Origin of the sequence: Clostridium sp. CMCC3677, from assembly GCF_023845585.1 — a bacterium.
In the GTDB taxonomy this organism is placed as follows: domain Bacteria; phylum Bacillota; class Clostridia; order Clostridiales; family Clostridiaceae; genus Clostridium; species Clostridium aquiflavi.
Genome location: NZ_JAMQHS010000002.1, coordinates 298,558 through 316,653 on the forward strand (window position 1 = coordinate 298,558; position 18,096 = coordinate 316,653).

Below are 18,096 nucleotides of genomic sequence, written 5' to 3' on the forward strand. Positions count from 1 at the left end.
CTATTAATGTTTTAATTCATTGTTATACAAATTTATTTTCTTAATATACCATTTAAAATTATATCTAAAACTTCATTTATTCCATCATTTAATTTAAAGTTATATTTCTTTAAGGTACTATGAAATAGCCACCTAAAATAATTTATTTAATCATTTTGGGTGGCTATTCATATTATCTTATATTATAAATTTGTTTACTTCTTCATTTAATTCTTCTATTAATTGAGCTAATTTTTCTGAAACAGTACTGATATCTTTACTTGAAACATTAAACTCTTGAGCAGTTGCATCAACTTCTTCTGTACTTGCAGCTAGTTCCTCTGAAATTGCAGTTACAGATTCTATAACTTCTAAAATTATATCTTTTTTCTTATTATTGTTATTAGAAATATTAGATACTTCTTGTATTTTAGGTGTGATTTCATTTAGTAAATCTGTAATATTATTAAATGAATTTATAGTATTATTAATGCTTATTTTTTGATTATCAACTTCTGAATTTATATCAGTACTTGATTGTATCATATTATTACATTCTTCAAGAACATTAACAATTATATTTCCAATTTGATTTACAGATTCCTTACTTTGTTCTGCAAGCTTTCTTATTTCATCCGCTACTACACTAAATCCTTTTCCAACTTCGCCTGCACGAGCTGCTTCAATTGCTGCATTTAATGCTAAAAGATTAGTTTGTTCTGCTATTTCATTTATAGTAGATGTTATACCTTTAATTGATGCTATTTTCTTATTCATAACTACTATATCATCATTAAACTTACTAAAACTCCCATCAAAGTTAGTTAAAGAATTATTTAAGTCATTTATAGTGTTATTGCTTTCTACAAGTTTTGATTCTATATTAGAAGAAATTTCAGCTACTTTATCTATATTGCTGTTCATATAATCAATGTTTTCTCCAAAATTCCTCATTTCATTATTAATTTTCATGATTTCACTTGTTTGACTTGTATTAGCTTTTGCTGATTCATGCATTGATATTGTTATATTTTCTGATCCAGAGGATATTTGCATTGATGTGTTTTCTAATACATCAGATTGTTCATTTAATATTATTAAATCATTCTTCACACCTTTAAGTATTCCCCTAATTGATTCTTTAGTTTTCTTTAATGATCTATTAATTTCACCAATCTCATCATTTTTTACTAATTCTTTTTCATCTAATTCTTTATTAAATACTCCATTTTCTAAAACTTCTATATCATCTTTTAATCTTTTCAGTCTCTTTCCAAGAGCTTGACCAATTATATATATTATAATTACAAGTACTAAAATTCCTACTAAAGTTACTCCGATGAATAAGCTTATTATAATAGACTCTTCTCTATCAACATCAGTAGCATTTACCTCTAAAGCTATGGACCATCCTGGTGTTCCTGGAATACTTGCGTAAGCTATATATTTTTTTTCATCTTCCATGTATTTTTCTACGTTACTTTCACCATTAACCATCTTTTCATGAATTAAAGCAATTTCTTTTAATGTAGGATTGTTTTTTTCTTCACTCATCATATTTTTACCATTAATAACATCTTCTGTTGTTTCAGATGCTATTATAGTGCCTGTACCATCTAATATATAAGACATTCCTGTCATTCTTAAATACTTTAAATTATTTATGTCTCTTGATAAAAACGCACTGTCAAACGTACATGTCATAACCCCAACTATATCTTGTCCATTTTTTAATGGTGTTGCAACAAATACTATTTGTTCATTGGTTCCATCTATAATCGTTGGAGAACTTATATATATTTCATTATTAAGAGCTTTTTTAAAATATTCTACTTCTGAAATATCTTCTTTATAATTATCAGTTGATTCTAGTTTACCATCTAATCCTGCTATTCCTATAGAACGTATGTTTAAATTCATTTGATAATTACTTAACAGCTCTCTTTTTTCATCAATTGTAAAATCCATATTAGATACAATACCATCACAGGCAATAGTTTTTACCACATTAATTTTTCCAGTTATTTTGTCTTGTACTATAGTTGTAGCATCATTTATCATCTTTTTCATACAAGAGAGCTTTACTTCAGATAAAGTCTTTTGAACTACAAAGAATGTCCCTAAAAATGCTATGCCAAATACCAGTACAAATCCCAATGATAGTTTTTTAATTAAATTTGCTTTTATACTCTTGTTACTCTTCATGATTTACCACCTTTAATTAAATTTTTAATTTGCATTATTTGATTCATTAAAGCATTTGTATAAAAATTATCTAATAAAAATAGTATTATTAATATATTTATAACTAACGTTTTAAACATGTAAGCGGTTTCCTATATAATTACATAATACCATTATATTTCAATTATTACAAATTTAACTTACGAATATATTATATTAATTCATCGACAATATATTCGTAAGTTTTATAAAATATAAGCTATCTAATATTTGTCTATATCTATTTTCTCTTATTTCTAGTAGTGCTTCGTTTACCTAGCTTAACAGTCTGTTTTTTAGATTGTCTTTCATTCTTTTCTTTTTTTAATTTACTTGATTTATCACCATAACTTTTACTTTTGTTTCCCACTCTATTTCCATTACGAGTTTTATCTTCTTGGAATTTTTTAGTTTGTCTTTTATCTCTTATTAAACATTTACTACCATTTCCTATAAGATCTTCTCTTCCAGCCTCAACTAAAGCTTCATATACTAATGTATAATACTTTGGATTTTTATATTGAAGTAACGCCCTTTGCATAGCTTTGTCATGTTTAGTTTTAGGAACATAAACTTCCTTCATAATTAATGGGTCTAAACCAGTATAATACATAGTTGTAGATAACGTTCCTGGCGTTGGATAAAAGTCTTGAACTTGCTCTGGTTGATAATTTATATCTCTTAAATATTCTGCTAACTCAATTGCATTTTTAAGTGTACTTCCTGGATGACTTGACATTAAATATGGTACTATAAATTGTTTTTTACCTAATTTTTTATTTATTGAATAAAATTTTTCTGTAAATTTATCATATGTCTTTCCTGATGGTTTTCCCATATATCTTAAAGTATCTTTTGAAACATGCTCTGGTGCAACTTTTAACTTGCCGCTAACATGATATTCAACCAATTCTTTAAAAAATGTATCGTCTTTGTCTGCCATTATGTAATCATATCTAAGGCCTGATCTTACAAAAGCTTTCTTTACTTTTGGAACTTTTCTAATAGCTCTAAGTAAATCTAAATATTCACTATGATCTACTTCCATATTTTTACAAGGACTTGGATATAAACATTCTTTAGCTTTACATGCACCTAAGGTTAGCTGTTTACTACAAGCTGGCTTTCTAAAATTAGCTGTTGGTCCCCCAACATCATGTATGTATCCTTTAAAATCAGGTAATTTAGTTATTTCTTCAACTTCATTTAATATTGATTCTTTACTTCTACTTTGAACTATTCTTCCTTGATGAAATGTTATTGCACAGAAATTGCAATTTCCAAAACATCCTCTAGAACTTACTGTACTAAATTTCACTTCTTCAATTGCTGAAATACCACCCATTCCTTCATAAATCGGATGATAATTTTTCATATAAGGAAGATCATAGACGCTATCTAATTCTTCCCTATTTAATGGCATTTCAGGTATATTTTGAACTAAATACTTATTGGCATGCTTTTGTACAATTATTTTTCCTCTTACAGGATCCTGCTCTAGATATTGTACTCTGCTTGCATCTGCATATTTAAGTTTATCATTACAAACTTCTTTATATGATGGAATTTCTATATAATCATTTAAATTATTTATTTGTTCGACAACATAACATGTTCCTTGGATATCATGAATGTCTTTAGCTAGTATTCCTAAGCTTAATTTTTCTGCAACTTTGACCATTTGCTTTTCACTCATTCCATAAACAAGTAAGTCTGCACCACTGTCAATAAGCATTGATTTTCTTACCTTATCACTCCAATAATCATAATGAGCAAAACGTCTTAAACTTGCTTCTATACCACCTATAACTATGTTAACGCCTTTATACGCTTCTCTTATTTTATTACAATAAACTATTGTAGCTCTATCTGGTCTTAATCCCATTTCACCGCCTGGAGAATAAAAATCCTTATCTCTAAGCTTTTTACTAACAGTGTAATGATTAACCATAGAATCCATATTACCACCATTAACCAAAAATGCATATTTAGGTTTCCCTAATTTCTTAAAGTCGTCAATTTCCTTCCATTTGGGTTGTGCTATTATGCCAACTTTATATCCTGCTTTTTCTAATACTCTTGAAATAATAGCAGTTCCAAAGCTATGATGATCTATATAAGCATCAGCTGTAACAATTATAAAATCTAATTGCTTCCAGCCTCTCTCTTCCATATCTTTTTTATTTATGGGTAAAAATTTCTTTTCATTTGTTGTCATCTTTTCACCTACTTAAATTAATATAATTCTACAATCACCATATTAGTTTATAGTTTAAAGCTTATATAGTCAAGATTTACAGGCTACAGTATTATTAATTATTTTTATTCTTAAATTTCAGTTTTTGATTTATTAATTAATATAACACCATAAGCAATAATAGTGATTGTTATTATCAATGCTAATAAAATAGGTACTGTCTTTATATATTCCCATGCATTAGTATAACAGCTTCCAAACGCCATACTTTCAAACAATTGAATAAATTTTAAACAATATAATTCTAATGATAATAAAATTCCTCCAAAAATAATTGCAATACTTCCAATAAATGATTTTTGGTTCACAAATCTCTCCCCTTTTTATATAATTTCTCATAATTATTTATAACAAGATTTCCAAGACGACTTTATAGTCGTCGATTTTTTAGCCATGCATCCTTTCCAAGCGCAGTGCAGCAATAATGGTGCGGTATATGATTATTTTTTATTCTTTAGGGGTACTCCTCATACCTTTAAAGCACAGTATTTTAGAAGTTGTCCACAGATTTAATATTTTTATAATTTCCTGAAGAATAAAAAATACAATTAAAGTGTAAAATCCCCTTACTTTAATTGTATCTTATTTTTCACTATATTTTGATATATGTAATAAGCAAAATAGTGTTTTAACGGAACTATACTTGTTTTTAGTATCCTTAAGTTCAATTAATCCATATAAGCTTTACTTATGCATATATTAACATTCTACAAACCATAGACTGTATTTTAAGCTATCTATTTTCTCCCATAAAGAACACTGCAACTGTTCCAGGGCCTGAATGTGTTCCAATAATAGGTCCTATAGTATTAATCATAATAGATTCTATTCCAAATCTTTCTGTAATTTTATTTGCTACAATTTCTGCTTCTTTCTCTGCATCACCATGACTTACAAATATAATATTATTTTCTGATTTATATGTGCCCATTAGTTTTTCCATATTATCAAGAAGCTTGCATAATGACTGTTTACGACCTCTTGTTTTAGCGATAGGTATAAGTTTTCCTTCATTGTCTACGTGAATGATTGGTTTTACTCCTATTACAGTCCCAAGAATAGCAGTAGTCTTTGATACACGTCCACCTCTATATAAATGATTCAAATCATCTACTGTAAAGTATTGACAAACATTAAGCTTGTTTTCTTCAAGCCAAGTAGATATTTCTTCTATGCTTTTGCCATTTTTCTTTAATTCTACTGCTTTGTAAACTAAAAGTCCTTCACCTGATGAAACACTTAATGAATCTATAACTATAACTTTACTATCAGGATATGATTCTTCTAATTCAATAGATGCAATTCTTGTACTATTATAACTTCCACTAAGTCCTGAAGAAAAAGAAATATGTAGTACATCATATCCTTCTTTTAAATATTTTTCAAATTGCATTTTTGCTTGTTCTGGATTCACTTGAGCTGTTGTTGGCATTGATCCTGAACGCATTTTATCATAAAAATCTTTTATATCTAAAATTTCATCTCCTACGTATTCCTTGCCGTCCATTTGAAATGACATTGTTAGTAATCCTATGTTATTTTTATCCAAATATTCTTTTGGTAAATCTGCTGTTGTATCTGTTGTTATAATAAACTTTTTCATAAAACCTACATCCTTACTATTATTTAATTTCATACTGCATATTATAAAATAAATTTTTATCTATAAAGATATTCATTAAATCTTACACTTTATAATAAAACTCTAATTATGTAAATTATATCATAACCTTATTAAACTATGTATTATAAAATAATAATTTTGTGTGGAAAATCCACTGTTTTATATTTATACTTTTACTTTCATACACTTTTGTAAAAAAATATCTATATCATTAATCTTTATCATTTTTTTAACAATTATACTTTAAAATAAAATAAAATTGTTAAGGCAGCTAAGAAACCATTGATATTTTACATTTCTAACTTAATAATCGCATAAATTCTATGCTGCTCTTTTTATTCTTTAGGAGTATTCAAATTATATCTTTAAAATACAGTATTATAAAAGTTATCCTCATATTGTCCAACAATATAATTTCCTAAAGAATAAAAAAATACAATTAAAGGAGTTTACAATTAATCTCCTTTAATTGTATGCTTACTTAATAATATTATACTACAAGTACTATTGTTAAAATATACTAATAAAATTTAATTTTTAAACTAAACTCTGTTTTAGTATGATTATTTAAAAACTTGTTTCACTTCCAACATAACATGCTATTTTTCTATCTAAATATATGTCTTGAAGCTCATCTAATTTATCTTCACTAGTTGGTTCATCATTACTATAGCTATATTTTTTTCCAAGTTGAGTCCATTTCGAATCTCCCATTCTATGAAATGGTAGTAAATTTATTTCATAAATTCCTAAACCATTCATAAAATCAGCTGTTGCTATTGCATTTTCTACAGTATCATTAAAATCACGAATAACTGGCATTCTAATAACTAATCTACCTTGCCAATTAGAATTTATTAGTTCTTTTATATTTTTAAGAATTAAATCATTATATACCCCTGTTTTTTCTTTATGTTTTTTGCTATCCATATGCTTAACATCTATAAACGCAAAATCTACATATTTCATTCCTTCTAAAAATATATCTGTATCTACAAATGCTGTAGTTTCAATTGCAGTATTAATATACATTTCTTTGCACTTTTTTAACGTGTCTATTAAAAACTCATTTTGATAAAAAGGTTCCCCCCCGCTAAATGTAACGCCTCCATTTGAGCCCCAAAATTGCCTATCTCTATTTAAAATTTTTAACAAAGAATCTACGGTGTAATACTTTCCACAAATTCTTAATGCTTCATTATAACATACTTTAGCGCATTCAAAGCTAGTACAATTTTCACATACACTCCAATCAATATTTAATGAATTATCATCTTTAAAAGATATTGCTTTTTTTTCACAAGCTTTTTCACATCTCTTACATCCTTGGTCATACTTGCACTTTCCTTCGGCAAACATTATTTTTTCTTTTTTGGTCCAACTTTCTGGATTTGCACACCATTCGCATTTTAAAAAACAACCACTAAAAAAGCAACTAGTTCTACATCCTGGACCATCATGTACAGAATAACTTTGAATATCAAAAATTAATCCCTTATCTTTATGCATAAATGTTCCCCTCCTTATAACAATATTTTAAATTAATAATTTACTTATTGTTCTTAACTGAAAGTGGTAACATAATTGCAACAATTGTTGAAAAAACAAATGCACAAGCTGCAAATATTATTGAATTAAAATAGCTTCCTGATAAATCATATAAATATGCACCCATGAAACTACCAACTGCTGGACCTATAGCCATTACTATTAATGTTGCAAGTCCCCATATTTTACCCAATGTTTTATTACCATATATAGAACCTGCGTATCCTGCTACACCACCTGGTTCTATTGCCCAATATATAGCAAAAAGAATACAAGATATTATTCCAAATACAATAGATTTTTTAGTCATAAGTAAAAATGCACAAGCCAATAATCCAATTATAGGTGCAAATATTAACATAACTTTTCTAGCTTTAGCTTCGTTATTATTGTATTTTCCAACCATTTTATCAGCTATTCTTCCCATAATAGGCATAGTAAATATTCCTGCTATTCCTATTATTATATAAAGATTAGTTGCGGTACTTAGTGACATTTTTACATCAACATTCCAAAATTTAACCACTTGAGTCCAAATTAAAAACTCTCCAAGCATACTGCCTAAAAAAGTTAAAATAGCTCCCCAAATTGGGAATATACTAAAAGCTTCTTTTACTGTCCAAATCTTTCCTGAATCTTTATTAACATTTGACTTAATAGAATCTATTCCAAAAGGTTCAAGTTCATAGTCCTCTGGATTTTTCTTTGCTACAGCTGCTGCAATTATAAGTGCAATAAGAACTACTATTGCTAATCCTCTCATTGCAGTTCTCCAGTCTGTAAAATTAAGTACTTGTTTAACAAGAAGACTCAATACTACTTGAGCTACTGGAGCTCCCATAAATGCAATTCCCCACATACTAGCATAAGATTTTCCTACATACCATTTTCGTACAGAAACAGTTGATGAAACCCAAAGCATACCTGTTCCAATTCCAGCAAAAATAGCGTATGGAATTAAATAACCTAAATAACTTTGAGCATAACTTGTTACAAAAAAGCCTAGGCAAGCACATACTGATCCTATTGCATATGCAGGCTTTGTTCCCCACTTATCAATTATCATTCCACTAAAATAAGCAGTAATTGCATAAACTGTCATCATTAAAGAATATCCCAAAGTAAGCTGCGAAGATTGCCAGCCTAAATTTTGTGACATTGGCACTTGCAATACAGAGAAAGTTGATCTGAAACCAAATAAGCAAAAAACGGCTAGCCATGAGGCTAGTACAACCATATGACCTAAATGATTAGCATTTTTTTGTTCCATACTTTTACTCCTTTTTTAAAGTAATAAGAGAGTATGTTAAGTTTTAGCACACTCTCTTTAATTTTCAAATCATATTTGGTTATCTTTCAGTTATTATTTTTTATCATCTAATTTATTATTTTTATACCCTTCACAAGTAGCGGCACTTAAATCTCCAAATGTCCAAGCTTCGATCTTTAACCCTGTACAAGTTCCCATATTATCTTTATCAGGATTCTTAAAATTAGCACAATTTCTGCACTTGTGAGCTTCATTAAAATTATTGCAAATAGGTGTATCTATAAATATCATTTGATTAGATATTCTGCAAATTCCTTTTGCTGCATCTATTGATGAAAAATTTAAGCAATCATTGTGTTTCATATTTTCATTAGCCATTTTTTATTACACCCCTTCATATTCAGTTCTTGAAATAACTTCATCTTGTATTGGCTTACCAATTTCACACCAGTATTGTGTAAATCCAGCAACACGAACCATTAAATCTCTATAATTTTCTGGTTTAACTTGAGCTTCCTTTAATACCTTTGAATCTACAACATTATATTGAATGTGATATCCACCTTTTCTCATATAAGAGCGTGTTAAATCTAATAGCTTCTTAGATCCTTCTACTCCTTTAATTGCACTTGGATGAATCTTCAAATTCATTTGTGAGTTTTGAGATCTGCTATGATCCCAAACTGTAGCAGATGTAAATAATGCATACGGTCCATTCTTATCTGTTCCTGGATAAGCTGACATAGATCCATCTGCATAAGTTGTACCAGCCAAACGTCCATCTGTAGTTGCAAGGGTTGCTGCCCCTTGTGCTCCATGAGTTGAAACAGAAATTTGACAAGCATACATCTTCTTGCCATATAATGATTCATAATTATGGCATACATCACAGAACCAATCTTCATAATTCTTTAATATATCATCAACGTATGGATCATCATTTCCATATTTAGGTGCTAATAAACACTCTCCATAAATATCGTCATATTTAGAACTAATATCAGCTTTTTCTTGGTCTGCTAATGAATAGCTTCCTATTTCCTCTGCAGTTTTAAATCCAAAGTTATTAAGCATTGCTTCTTTCATTTCGTCAAGGGTATATTTTTTGTCATCATATACAAGCTTCTTTAATGACGCTAAACTATTTATGGTATTAATAGTTCCACAACTTTCTATATTGTAAGTTGCATTAAATCTATATCCTAAGTTCCCAATGTGTTTACCTGTATCTAAACAATTTGGTTTTAATAATGAATTCACAATTGACATATTTTTTTTGCGCCAAACATCATGTTGAATATTATTAGTCTTAGCAAGTACATCACAAGTCACTTTATAATACTCTTTAAATTGGTCAACTAATTCTTCAAATGTTTCTAGTTTTTTATTATGCGCAGGGTACACTTGTGAATTAGTTCTGTAATCCTTTCCATTGGTCAGTACAAGTTCTAACACCTTTGGATTAGCAATAAAGTGTACTCCAACAGAAGTAGGCTGTCCTGCTCCGCCTGGAATATCATATTTTTCTCCGTTTAGAGTAAGTTCTTTCCAAGTACAAGGAGAAGTCTCAAGACATCCGCCTATTGCAACTGACCTTGCCTCTTCAATGGTCATTCCTTCATCACCATATTGATTCATCATAAATTCTATTGCACCACGATTATTCATCCAAGCTGGATAACCTGAACCTGTTTTGTCACATTCAATACATTTTAGTAAGAATTCTTCTGGTAACTTTTCATCATAAAAACATGATAATGTAGGTTGAGGTGTTGAACATGTAATACCTGCTTCTACTATTAAATATTCCAATCTATTCGCTGCTGAACTTCCATCTTTTTTAAGCCCACCAATAGTTAAATTGTTAAATGTATTTCCTGAAAGAACGCCTCCAACAACACCTGTTGAAGCAAAGCAATCAATACATGTAAATTTAACTCTATGAAGCTCTAAAAGTTCTAATACTTCTTTTTCTGTTATTCTTCCATTTTCTATATCTTGTTTAAACCAAGGATATAATACTTGTCCTACTCTTCCTGGTGATAATCCAGAAATAGCATCTTCATTGATTACTGCTATGTGAATAATATAAGTCAATTGAAGAGCTTCTCTAAATGTACGTGGTTGTTTATGAGAAATCCAGCCTAAACATTCAGCAATTTCAAGATATTCTTCTTTTTGAGCCTCATTTTTTTCAATTGCAGCTAAATCTCTAGCATGCTTTTCATAGTTTAATATCCAATTTTGAATACCTTCTAAAGTTATTTTAACAGCTTCATAAAAATATAGACGGTCCATACCTACAAGTCCGTCTCCATCGGCATTTCCAGCAACTTTTTTCTTGCATTCAGTAGCCATATCAATTAATCCATCAAAACCATATTGTAATGGGTAATAGTAATTTACAACTTCTCTTCCTTGAGGTAATGTAAAACCTGAATCAAACATACAAATTAAAGATTTCATGATATTTTCTTTTATTTCATAGTCTGGTACCATTTGTTCATATTTATGTCCCAAATCATCTACAGATCTATCAACCCATTCTTTGGCAAGCTTAACTAATACAGGTATTTCCTCTTGTCTCATTCCAAATTTACCTGCTATAGAAACTACTTTACCAAAACTTTTAGTAACATTTCCTCCACCAGTACCAAATTTACTTAACTCTCCAGCACTAGCACTACCTCTATTTAAAGCTTCCTTGTATAATTCGTCTTCTTTAGCTACAAAAAAGCCTTCTGAAAGCCAAGGCATTGGGAATGATCCTCTATAATAATTAGTTTTTTGCATAACTAATTTTTCACCAGGTATAATATTAGGTGTTAAATGAGAATAAGCGCATTTAAGAGATTCAGCTCTTCTCACTATATCTACTTCACCTTCTAATTCATTCCATCTTCTGTTATACCAATATGGGAATTCAGTATTTGCAGTAGATAAAGTGTCATAATAAATTTCTCTTAATCTTTTAGCTCTAGGAGTTGGCTCTTTTTGTACTTCACGTGTTGTCATTTCTTCTGGAGCATCTCCACCAAATTGAAAATTAATTGGTAACCCTTTTTCAGCTAAAATATCAGCTAACTTTACTTTTTTATTCATATCATAATACTCCTCCCTTTTTATATGCATAATAATTACTTTTTATCTTGAAATCAGCATCCATAATATTCCTAATAATTCAAGAATATAACAGGTGCTATTCCATGATACAAATTTCTATTTAGATGAAATCAAAACTTCACCTACAACTTAGAAATTTATTTTTTATTTGCCTTTATATTTAAATTCTATGTCCTCAATATCATTCTTATAATTAAACCAAAGTTGTAATAAATACCTACAAAAAATAAAACAATATACAACTTAAGTTGTATATTGTTTTATTTTTCCAAAAAGCAAGCTACTCAAACTAGAAATTATACTCTTAGTTTAAGCAGCCACTTTCACCATTAATTATAGTTTATACTTTCAATAAATTTTTCATCTTCTAATACTTGTTTTATAGCCTCAATAACTTCTGTATTCAAGTCTCCTTTTTCACATTCATTACTTAATTTAAGTATACTAGCCTCATTATCTTTCAATTCATCTAATAACTCAATAAATCTATTTACTGTAATCAATATCTTTAGGTTTTGTGACATTTCACTAGAAGTTAAACCATCTGGGAATCCCTTACCATTCATTTTTTCATGATGATTTCTTATCATTACTTTTAACCACTTGGACATATTCAAATCTGAAATAATATTTTCTCCCATTTCCACATGTTCCAACAATGTATTAGAAAAAATTTTACCTATATCATGTAAATATGCACCTAGTATTAATTGTTTCATTTCTTCGTCATTTAAAAATAATATCTTACCAACTTTTTCACAGTAGTTTTTTACATTTTTACAGTGTAAATATAACTTTTTATCTTTTAATCTTATAATATTTAATAAGCATATAGCCACCTTATCTATTTGTTCCATATTATCAAATACTCTTTTAGATTTTACAGCCCAATCAATTCTATTTTTTAATTCTTGATAAACAATAGGCTTTGATAAAAACACATCTGCCCCAACATTAAATCCTCGCATTCTATCTTCAACCTCATTTAATACTGTTAACATTATAATAGGAATATTTTGAGTTTCTTGATTTTCTTTTAATTTTTTACATGTTTCAAATCCATTCATTCCTGGTAACATAACATCCAAAAGAATTACATCCGGTTTAACATTTCTAGCTAATTTAAAACCCTCAAATCCATCAAATGCTAAGTATACACAATAGCCCCATGTATATAGTAAATCCTTAATTATTTCGCAATTTTGCTTGTTGTCATCTATAATCAATGCTTTATCCATGATTTTCCACTCCGTGTTATTGATATTTTAATTTATACTAGGAACTATAGTATCACTATTATCTTCTCTTTGAACTGGTATAGTAACTATAACCTTTGTTCCAATATTTATATTGCTTATCAAAAATATTTCACCTCCATGCATCTCAACTAATTTTTTAGTTAAAGGTAACCCAAGTCCAGTACCTTCATATTTTCTTTCGTAAGAATTATCCACTTGTTCAAACTCATTAAATATCCTCTTTTGATCTTCTTTTTTTATTCCAATACCATTATCTTCAACAATTAATTTAATATAAGCTAAATTTTTAGTAACCTCTATTTGTACTTTTCCACCCTCTTGTGTAAATTTAATTGAATTAGAAAGTAAATTATATAATATTTGTCTTAACTTATTGGCATCAATTTTAATAATAAAATCACTAGGATTTATATTTATATCAATATAAATATTTTTTCGATAAGCTAAACTTTTTACAACTGAAAAGCTCTCCATTATAATGTCTGCAATAGAATATCTTCCTAAAGTGAGTTTCATTTTTCCTGATTCTATCTTAGATATGTCTAAAACATTATTAATTAATTGTAATAAATGATTTCCACTATTTAAAATGTTAGTTATATGTTTGAGTTGTTTTGAATTTAATTTTCCGAATATTTCTTCCTTTAAAATTTCAGAACAAGTAATAATTGCACTTAATGGAGTCCTTAATTCATGGCTCATATTAGCTAAAAATAATGATTTAACTTTATCTGCTTTTTTCAAACTTTTTATAGCTTCTCTTAAGTCTTCTGTACGTAACTTAACTTTTTCTTCTAAGCTTTCATTTAATAAAAATAGCTGTCTAGATAATTTTTCTTGTTCTATTTGTTCATATTTTATATTTTTCAAATAAATTTCACGTTCATTTTCTGCATATTTTAAATCATCTGCCATTTTCTTAAATGCCTTAAGTAAAATTATTGTTTCATCTTTATTATCTTCTAAAAATTTTTTATCTATAATAACTTCATTATCTCCTTTTGATATTTGATTTGCCAATTCTGTTGCCTTAATAATTGGTGCAGTTAATTTTCTGGAAACATATTTACAAATAAATAACATTATTACTAAGAAAAAAGCACAAACAAAAATAATTATATTTCTTTGCATATGCATAATAATAGAAAACTTGTCTTCTGGAATGCCAACTCCTAATACAGCTACACATTCTCCATCGCAATTTAATATAGGTTTATCTAAAAATATATGAATTTCTCCATCAATGTTCTGTTTCCCAAAATAAGTTTTTTCTAAGCTATTTAACTCCTTTATTGAAGTAGGATTTAAACTTCCAATATAATTTTCTTTTTTGGGACTTCTAATATTAGATGCTATTCTAATTTCATCAATAGAAATTGCTAAATATGAATTTTTAACATTTTCTGAATATATTTTGGGGAAATAATCATTATTGTTTATTATTGAACCTAAGACTAAGAACCCTAGAAGTTGATCCTCTTTTTTATCATATACTGGAGAAATAGTAATAGATACTAAACTTTTATTTAAATACTCCTTTCCCTCTGTATTGTCTAGCTTTACTTTAAATTCATTATATTCTTTAGAATCATAGTAAAATAAATCATCTAAATTAAATATTTCTTCTGAGATAACAGTTTTATGACATTCTTTAGCCTTGTCCAATAATACATTTAATCTATCTAAATTAGTTCCTTTTATTGATGGATGATTTAATAACAACCTCTTATCATCACTAAATACAAAATATAAATCTATATACTCATATACCTCTCTTAACTCATAAATATCTGCATCTAGTACATTTTTATTTTCTTCTTTTAGTTTACTTTTAAAATCAGAGGAATTAGTTGTTTTTATTGAAATTTTCTCCATTTCATCTAATTGATTTAACATTTGATTTTTTGCAATTATAAAAGCATTTTCTAAATATCCTTGAGCAGATTTATCTATTTGATCATTTAAAATAACATTTGATAATATCAATATTAAAATCATGGGTACAATTACAACTATAGATACAAATACAATACATTTCTTTCTAATAGACATTTGAAGCCTCATAATATTTTATACTATTACTTTTACAAAATATAACTACCTCTAATCTATCTTTCATTTTTAATTTTCTTAATATATTAGTAACATGTGTTTTAACTGTCTTTTCACTTATATTTAACTTCATACAAATTTCTTTATTAGTCATTCCTAAGTTCATTAATTTAACAACTTCCACTTCTCTAAGTGTCAACTTATTTTCTAAAAAAAATAGATCTTCATTAAATTTTTCATTTTCATCTTTTTTTAATTGATTTACTTCTTTCTCATTATCTATTAAATTAAATACATTCTCTAACAAAGTTATGATATCGTTCAACTTACTTTCAGCTACTATTTGTATACCTTTAATAATATTCTCATTTAAACTTTCTTTATCTTCTTCTAAGTAAACTCCTCCCCCTAAACATATGGCTACTAAATCATCACCATAAAATATAGGACATGCGAAATACGTTATCTTCATATAACAAGTATATTTTATAACTTGACCATTTTTCATAACATAATCTATTATCTTTTGTTTTTCTTGCTTACACCTTTCACTATTGTTTTTTATAATATAATTACAAAACAAAGAAGAATTAGACCATACAGTTAACGCCTTTCCTTCTAATGATATTATTCCTAAACTTATATTAAATAAATCTGCATATAAATCTTGAAAGGATTGAATTTTTCTTTTGCCTTTTATTTTAATCCATTTTTCCCCTTTTGAATTTTCACATGTATTCATTTATATACTCACCTCAAATATATTAATATACTTTAAATTCAATAAGTAGATTAGTTATTTAATAATACCATATTTTGTAAACAGTATCAAAATTTATAATTTTACATCTTAAAAGAATGATGACATAATAATCTAAACAATGTCATTAGCTATATATAAAAATTTAAGGTAAAAAGAAAAATTACTTAACTCTTCTTTTTACCTTATAAAATTAATTAAAACTCTATATAATTTTGTTTTTTAAAAAAGCACTTAATATCCTAATTATTTTTCAATTTATACATTTCTAACTTTTCATTTATTTCCTGTGCTTGAATTGACAATTCTTCTGTAGCGCTTGCTGTTTCTTCTGCAGTTGCCGAATTAGTTTGTGCTACTTCTGCTATTTGATCTACACCTATAGTTACCTCCATTATAGATTGGCGTTGTAAATCAGATGCTTGTGTTATTTCTTTTATTAAATTTGTTATTTGTTCTACATTATTAACTATACCATTTAAAGAACTTGCTGTTTCTTGTGCTAAGATGCCCCCATTATTAGCTACATCAGTTGATTTTTCTATAAGTTCTGTAGTTACTTTAACAGCTTCTGAGCTTTGTGCTGCAAGTAGTCTCACTTCTTCTGCCACTACTGCAAATCCCTTACCTGCTTCACCAGCTCTTGCTGCTTCAATTGCTGCATTTAAAGCCAAAAGGTTTGTTTGCTCTGCTATATCTCTTATTGTATTTATAATTCCTGAAATTTTATTTGCTTCTGTACATATTTCTTTCATATAAACCAATAATTCTTGCATTTTTTTATTTCCATCACTTACAACTTGTTTTGTTTCTTTAGTAAATTCATTTACATCATTTGCATTTTTAGCATTAAGCTTAACTTGTTCTGATATCTCATGAAAACTAGATAATAATTCTTCAACTACACCTGCTTGATTAGTTGATCCTTCCGATAAAACTTGAGTTGTAGCTGAAATTTCTTGGGAACTGCTTGCTACTAAATCAACTGATTTAGAAATATAGTAAAAACTATTATTTAAAGAATTTATAATTTTTTCAAGAGATACTTTCATTGGCATGAAATCACCTGTATACTCCAATGAAGAATTTAAGTTTATATCTAGATTTCCTTTAGATATATTTTCTAAAACATAAGTTTCATCTTTTAAATAACTACTTAACATGTTTATAGAAATTTCTAAATCAGAAGCCATTTCTCCCATTTCATCAGTATTTAAATATTGATTGTCAACATCTAAAATTCCTTGTGATAGATTTTTAGACATATTTTTAATATTATTAATTCCTTTAAGTAACATTTCTATTAATAATTTTATAACTGTAATAGCTATTATTAAGATACTTAATAACATCACCCCAATAATTCCCACACTCAAATATTCATATAATCTAGAGCTACTTACAAATCCTTTAGCTTCTATTTGAGACGTCTTATATATGTTTTCTATATTTTGCTCTATAGATTCTATTTCTGTAGAATATGTTTTATTTATTAAGTTAAGTACTTCTTCTTCTTTAGCATTTGTAATTAAATTGCAAATATCCTTTATAGTTGCATCAGTTTCATCTAAACTCTTTTCAAGAATAGATATAAGTCTTTCATCTCCATTAAAGTCATTCTTAATTAAATCGAAGTTTTTATTAAAATTTTCCACCTCAACATTCATATCCTTTAAATATTGAGATTTTTTTTCAACATCATCTGTACTTATTGCTTTATATATATTTTTATCTATTACCTGTATCTCTACTTTCATATTAGAAACAACCTCTGCTTGTACATATGGACCCTTATAAAGACGTGCTGTTCTAGATGATAGTATTATTAGTAAACTTACAATTATAAACATAGCAATGGCATTTATTATAATTATTATCTTAAAACTTTTACTTATTTTTTTTGCTATTGGTTTATCTTTGATACTTTTCTCTAATATGTTCTTTAATTTTTTATACATCTTCTCATCCCTTTATATTAATAAGATTTTATTAGATAAACAT

General features: G+C 27.6%; 13 protein-coding genes. All 13 read right to left on the minus strand.

The window, feature by feature from the left end; genetic code table 11:
* Positions 1-177: 177 nt before the first annotated feature.
* The 13 genes from NG901_RS03390 to NG901_RS03445 all read right to left on the minus strand — a co-directional run bounded on the left by NG901_RS03390 (position 178) and on the right by NG901_RS03445 (position 18,053).
* A complete protein-coding gene (locus NG901_RS03390; protein WP_252212334.1) occupies positions 178-2,184 on the minus strand; it encodes a methyl-accepting chemotaxis protein in 2,007 nt (668 codons plus the stop codon).
* A complete protein-coding gene (locus NG901_RS17090) occupies positions 2,181-2,303 on the minus strand; it encodes a hypothetical protein (RefSeq protein WP_286673929.1) in 123 nt (40 codons plus the stop codon). Before NG901_RS17090 ends, NG901_RS03390 begins: the two co-directional genes overlap by 4 nt.
* Before the next feature lie 140 nt (positions 2,304-2,443).
* On the minus strand, positions 2,444-4,420 hold the full coding sequence (locus tag NG901_RS03395; protein ID WP_252212335.1) for a YgiQ family radical SAM protein: 1,977 nt from the start codon (positions 4,418-4,420) through the stop codon (positions 2,444-2,446).
* Between the two features lie 110 nt (positions 4,421-4,530).
* On the minus strand, positions 4,531-4,767 hold the full coding sequence (locus NG901_RS03400) for a hypothetical protein (RefSeq protein ID WP_252212336.1): 237 nt from the start codon (positions 4,765-4,767) through the stop codon (positions 4,531-4,533).
* A 425-nt stretch (positions 4,768-5,192) separates the two neighbouring features.
* Complete coding sequence (locus tag NG901_RS03405) at positions 5,193-6,062, minus strand: DegV family protein (protein ID WP_252212337.1); 870 nt, start codon at positions 6,060-6,062, stop codon at positions 5,193-5,195.
* A 588-nt stretch (positions 6,063-6,650) separates the two neighbouring features.
* The gene (hpdA, locus tag NG901_RS03410) at positions 6,651-7,592 is read right to left on the minus strand and encodes a 4-hydroxyphenylacetate decarboxylase activase (RefSeq protein ID WP_252212338.1); all 942 of its coding nucleotides are present in this window, start codon (positions 7,590-7,592) and stop codon (positions 6,651-6,653) included.
* Positions 7,593-7,632: 40 nt separating this feature from the next.
* Entirely contained in the window at positions 7,633-8,901 is a 1,269-nt protein-coding gene (locus tag NG901_RS03415; RefSeq protein ID WP_252212339.1) for an MFS transporter, read from the minus strand.
* Between the two features lie 93 nt (positions 8,902-8,994).
* Positions 8,995-9,279: a 4-hydroxyphenylacetate decarboxylase small subunit gene (hpdC, locus tag NG901_RS03420; protein WP_252212340.1), complete on the minus strand. Its 285-nt coding sequence runs from the start codon at positions 9,277-9,279 to the stop codon at positions 8,995-8,997.
* Positions 9,280-9,285: 6 nt separating this feature from the next.
* Positions 9,286-12,003: a 4-hydroxyphenylacetate decarboxylase large subunit gene (gene hpdB / locus NG901_RS03425; protein WP_252212341.1), complete on the minus strand. Its 2,718-nt coding sequence runs from the start codon at positions 12,001-12,003 to the stop codon at positions 9,286-9,288.
* A gap of 350 nt (positions 12,004-12,353) precedes the next feature.
* Entirely contained in the window at positions 12,354-13,262 is a 909-nt protein-coding gene (locus tag NG901_RS03430) for a response regulator (RefSeq protein WP_252212342.1), read from the minus strand.
* A gap of 27 nt (positions 13,263-13,289) precedes the next feature.
* Positions 13,290-15,335: an ATP-binding protein gene (locus tag NG901_RS03435; protein ID WP_252212343.1), complete on the minus strand. Its 2,046-nt coding sequence runs from the start codon at positions 15,333-15,335 to the stop codon at positions 13,290-13,292.
* Complete coding sequence (locus NG901_RS03440; protein WP_252212344.1) at positions 15,325-16,077, minus strand: LuxR family transcriptional regulator; 753 nt, start codon at positions 16,075-16,077, stop codon at positions 15,325-15,327. Before NG901_RS03440 ends, NG901_RS03435 begins: the two co-directional genes overlap by 11 nt.
* Before the next feature lie 260 nt (positions 16,078-16,337).
* A complete protein-coding gene (locus NG901_RS03445) occupies positions 16,338-18,053 on the minus strand; it encodes a methyl-accepting chemotaxis protein (RefSeq protein WP_252212345.1) in 1,716 nt (571 codons plus the stop codon).
* Between the last annotated feature and the right edge of the window lie 43 nt (positions 18,054-18,096).

Bases quoted from the DNA above. Each gene is read 5' to 3' on its own strand.
- NG901_RS03390 (WP_252212334.1), bottom strand. From the start codon at position 2,184: ATGAAGAGTAACAAGAGTATAAAAGCAAATTTAATTAAAAAACTATCA.
- NG901_RS17090 (WP_286673929.1), bottom strand. From the start codon at position 2,303: ATGTTTAAAACGTTAGTTATAAATATATTAATAATACTATTTTTATTA.
- NG901_RS03395 (WP_252212335.1), bottom strand. From the start codon at position 4,420: ATGACAACAAATGAAAAGAAATTTTTACCCATAAATAAAAAAGATATG.
- NG901_RS03405 (WP_252212337.1), bottom strand. From the start codon at position 6,062: ATGAAAAAGTTTATTATAACAACAGATACAACAGCAGATTTACCAAAA.
- hpdA (WP_252212338.1), bottom strand. From the start codon at position 7,592: ATGCATAAAGATAAGGGATTAATTTTTGATATTCAAAGTTATTCTGTA.
- NG901_RS03415 (WP_252212339.1), bottom strand. From the start codon at position 8,901: ATGGAACAAAAAAATGCTAATCATTTAGGTCATATGGTTGTACTAGCC.
- hpdC (WP_252212340.1), bottom strand. From the start codon at position 9,279: ATGGCTAATGAAAATATGAAACACAATGATTGCTTAAATTTTTCATCA.
- hpdB (WP_252212341.1), bottom strand. From the start codon at position 12,003: ATGAATAAAAAAGTAAAGTTAGCTGATATTTTAGCTGAAAAAGGGTTA.
- NG901_RS03430 (WP_252212342.1), bottom strand. From the start codon at position 13,262: ATGGATAAAGCATTGATTATAGATGACAACAAGCAAAATTGCGAAATA.
- NG901_RS03435 (WP_252212343.1), bottom strand. From the start codon at position 15,335: ATGTCTATTAGAAAGAAATGTATTGTATTTGTATCTATAGTTGTAATT.
- NG901_RS03440 (WP_252212344.1), bottom strand. From the start codon at position 16,077: ATGAATACATGTGAAAATTCAAAAGGGGAAAAATGGATTAAAATAAAA.
- NG901_RS03445 (WP_252212345.1), bottom strand. From the start codon at position 18,053: ATGTATAAAAAATTAAAGAACATATTAGAGAAAAGTATCAAAGATAAA.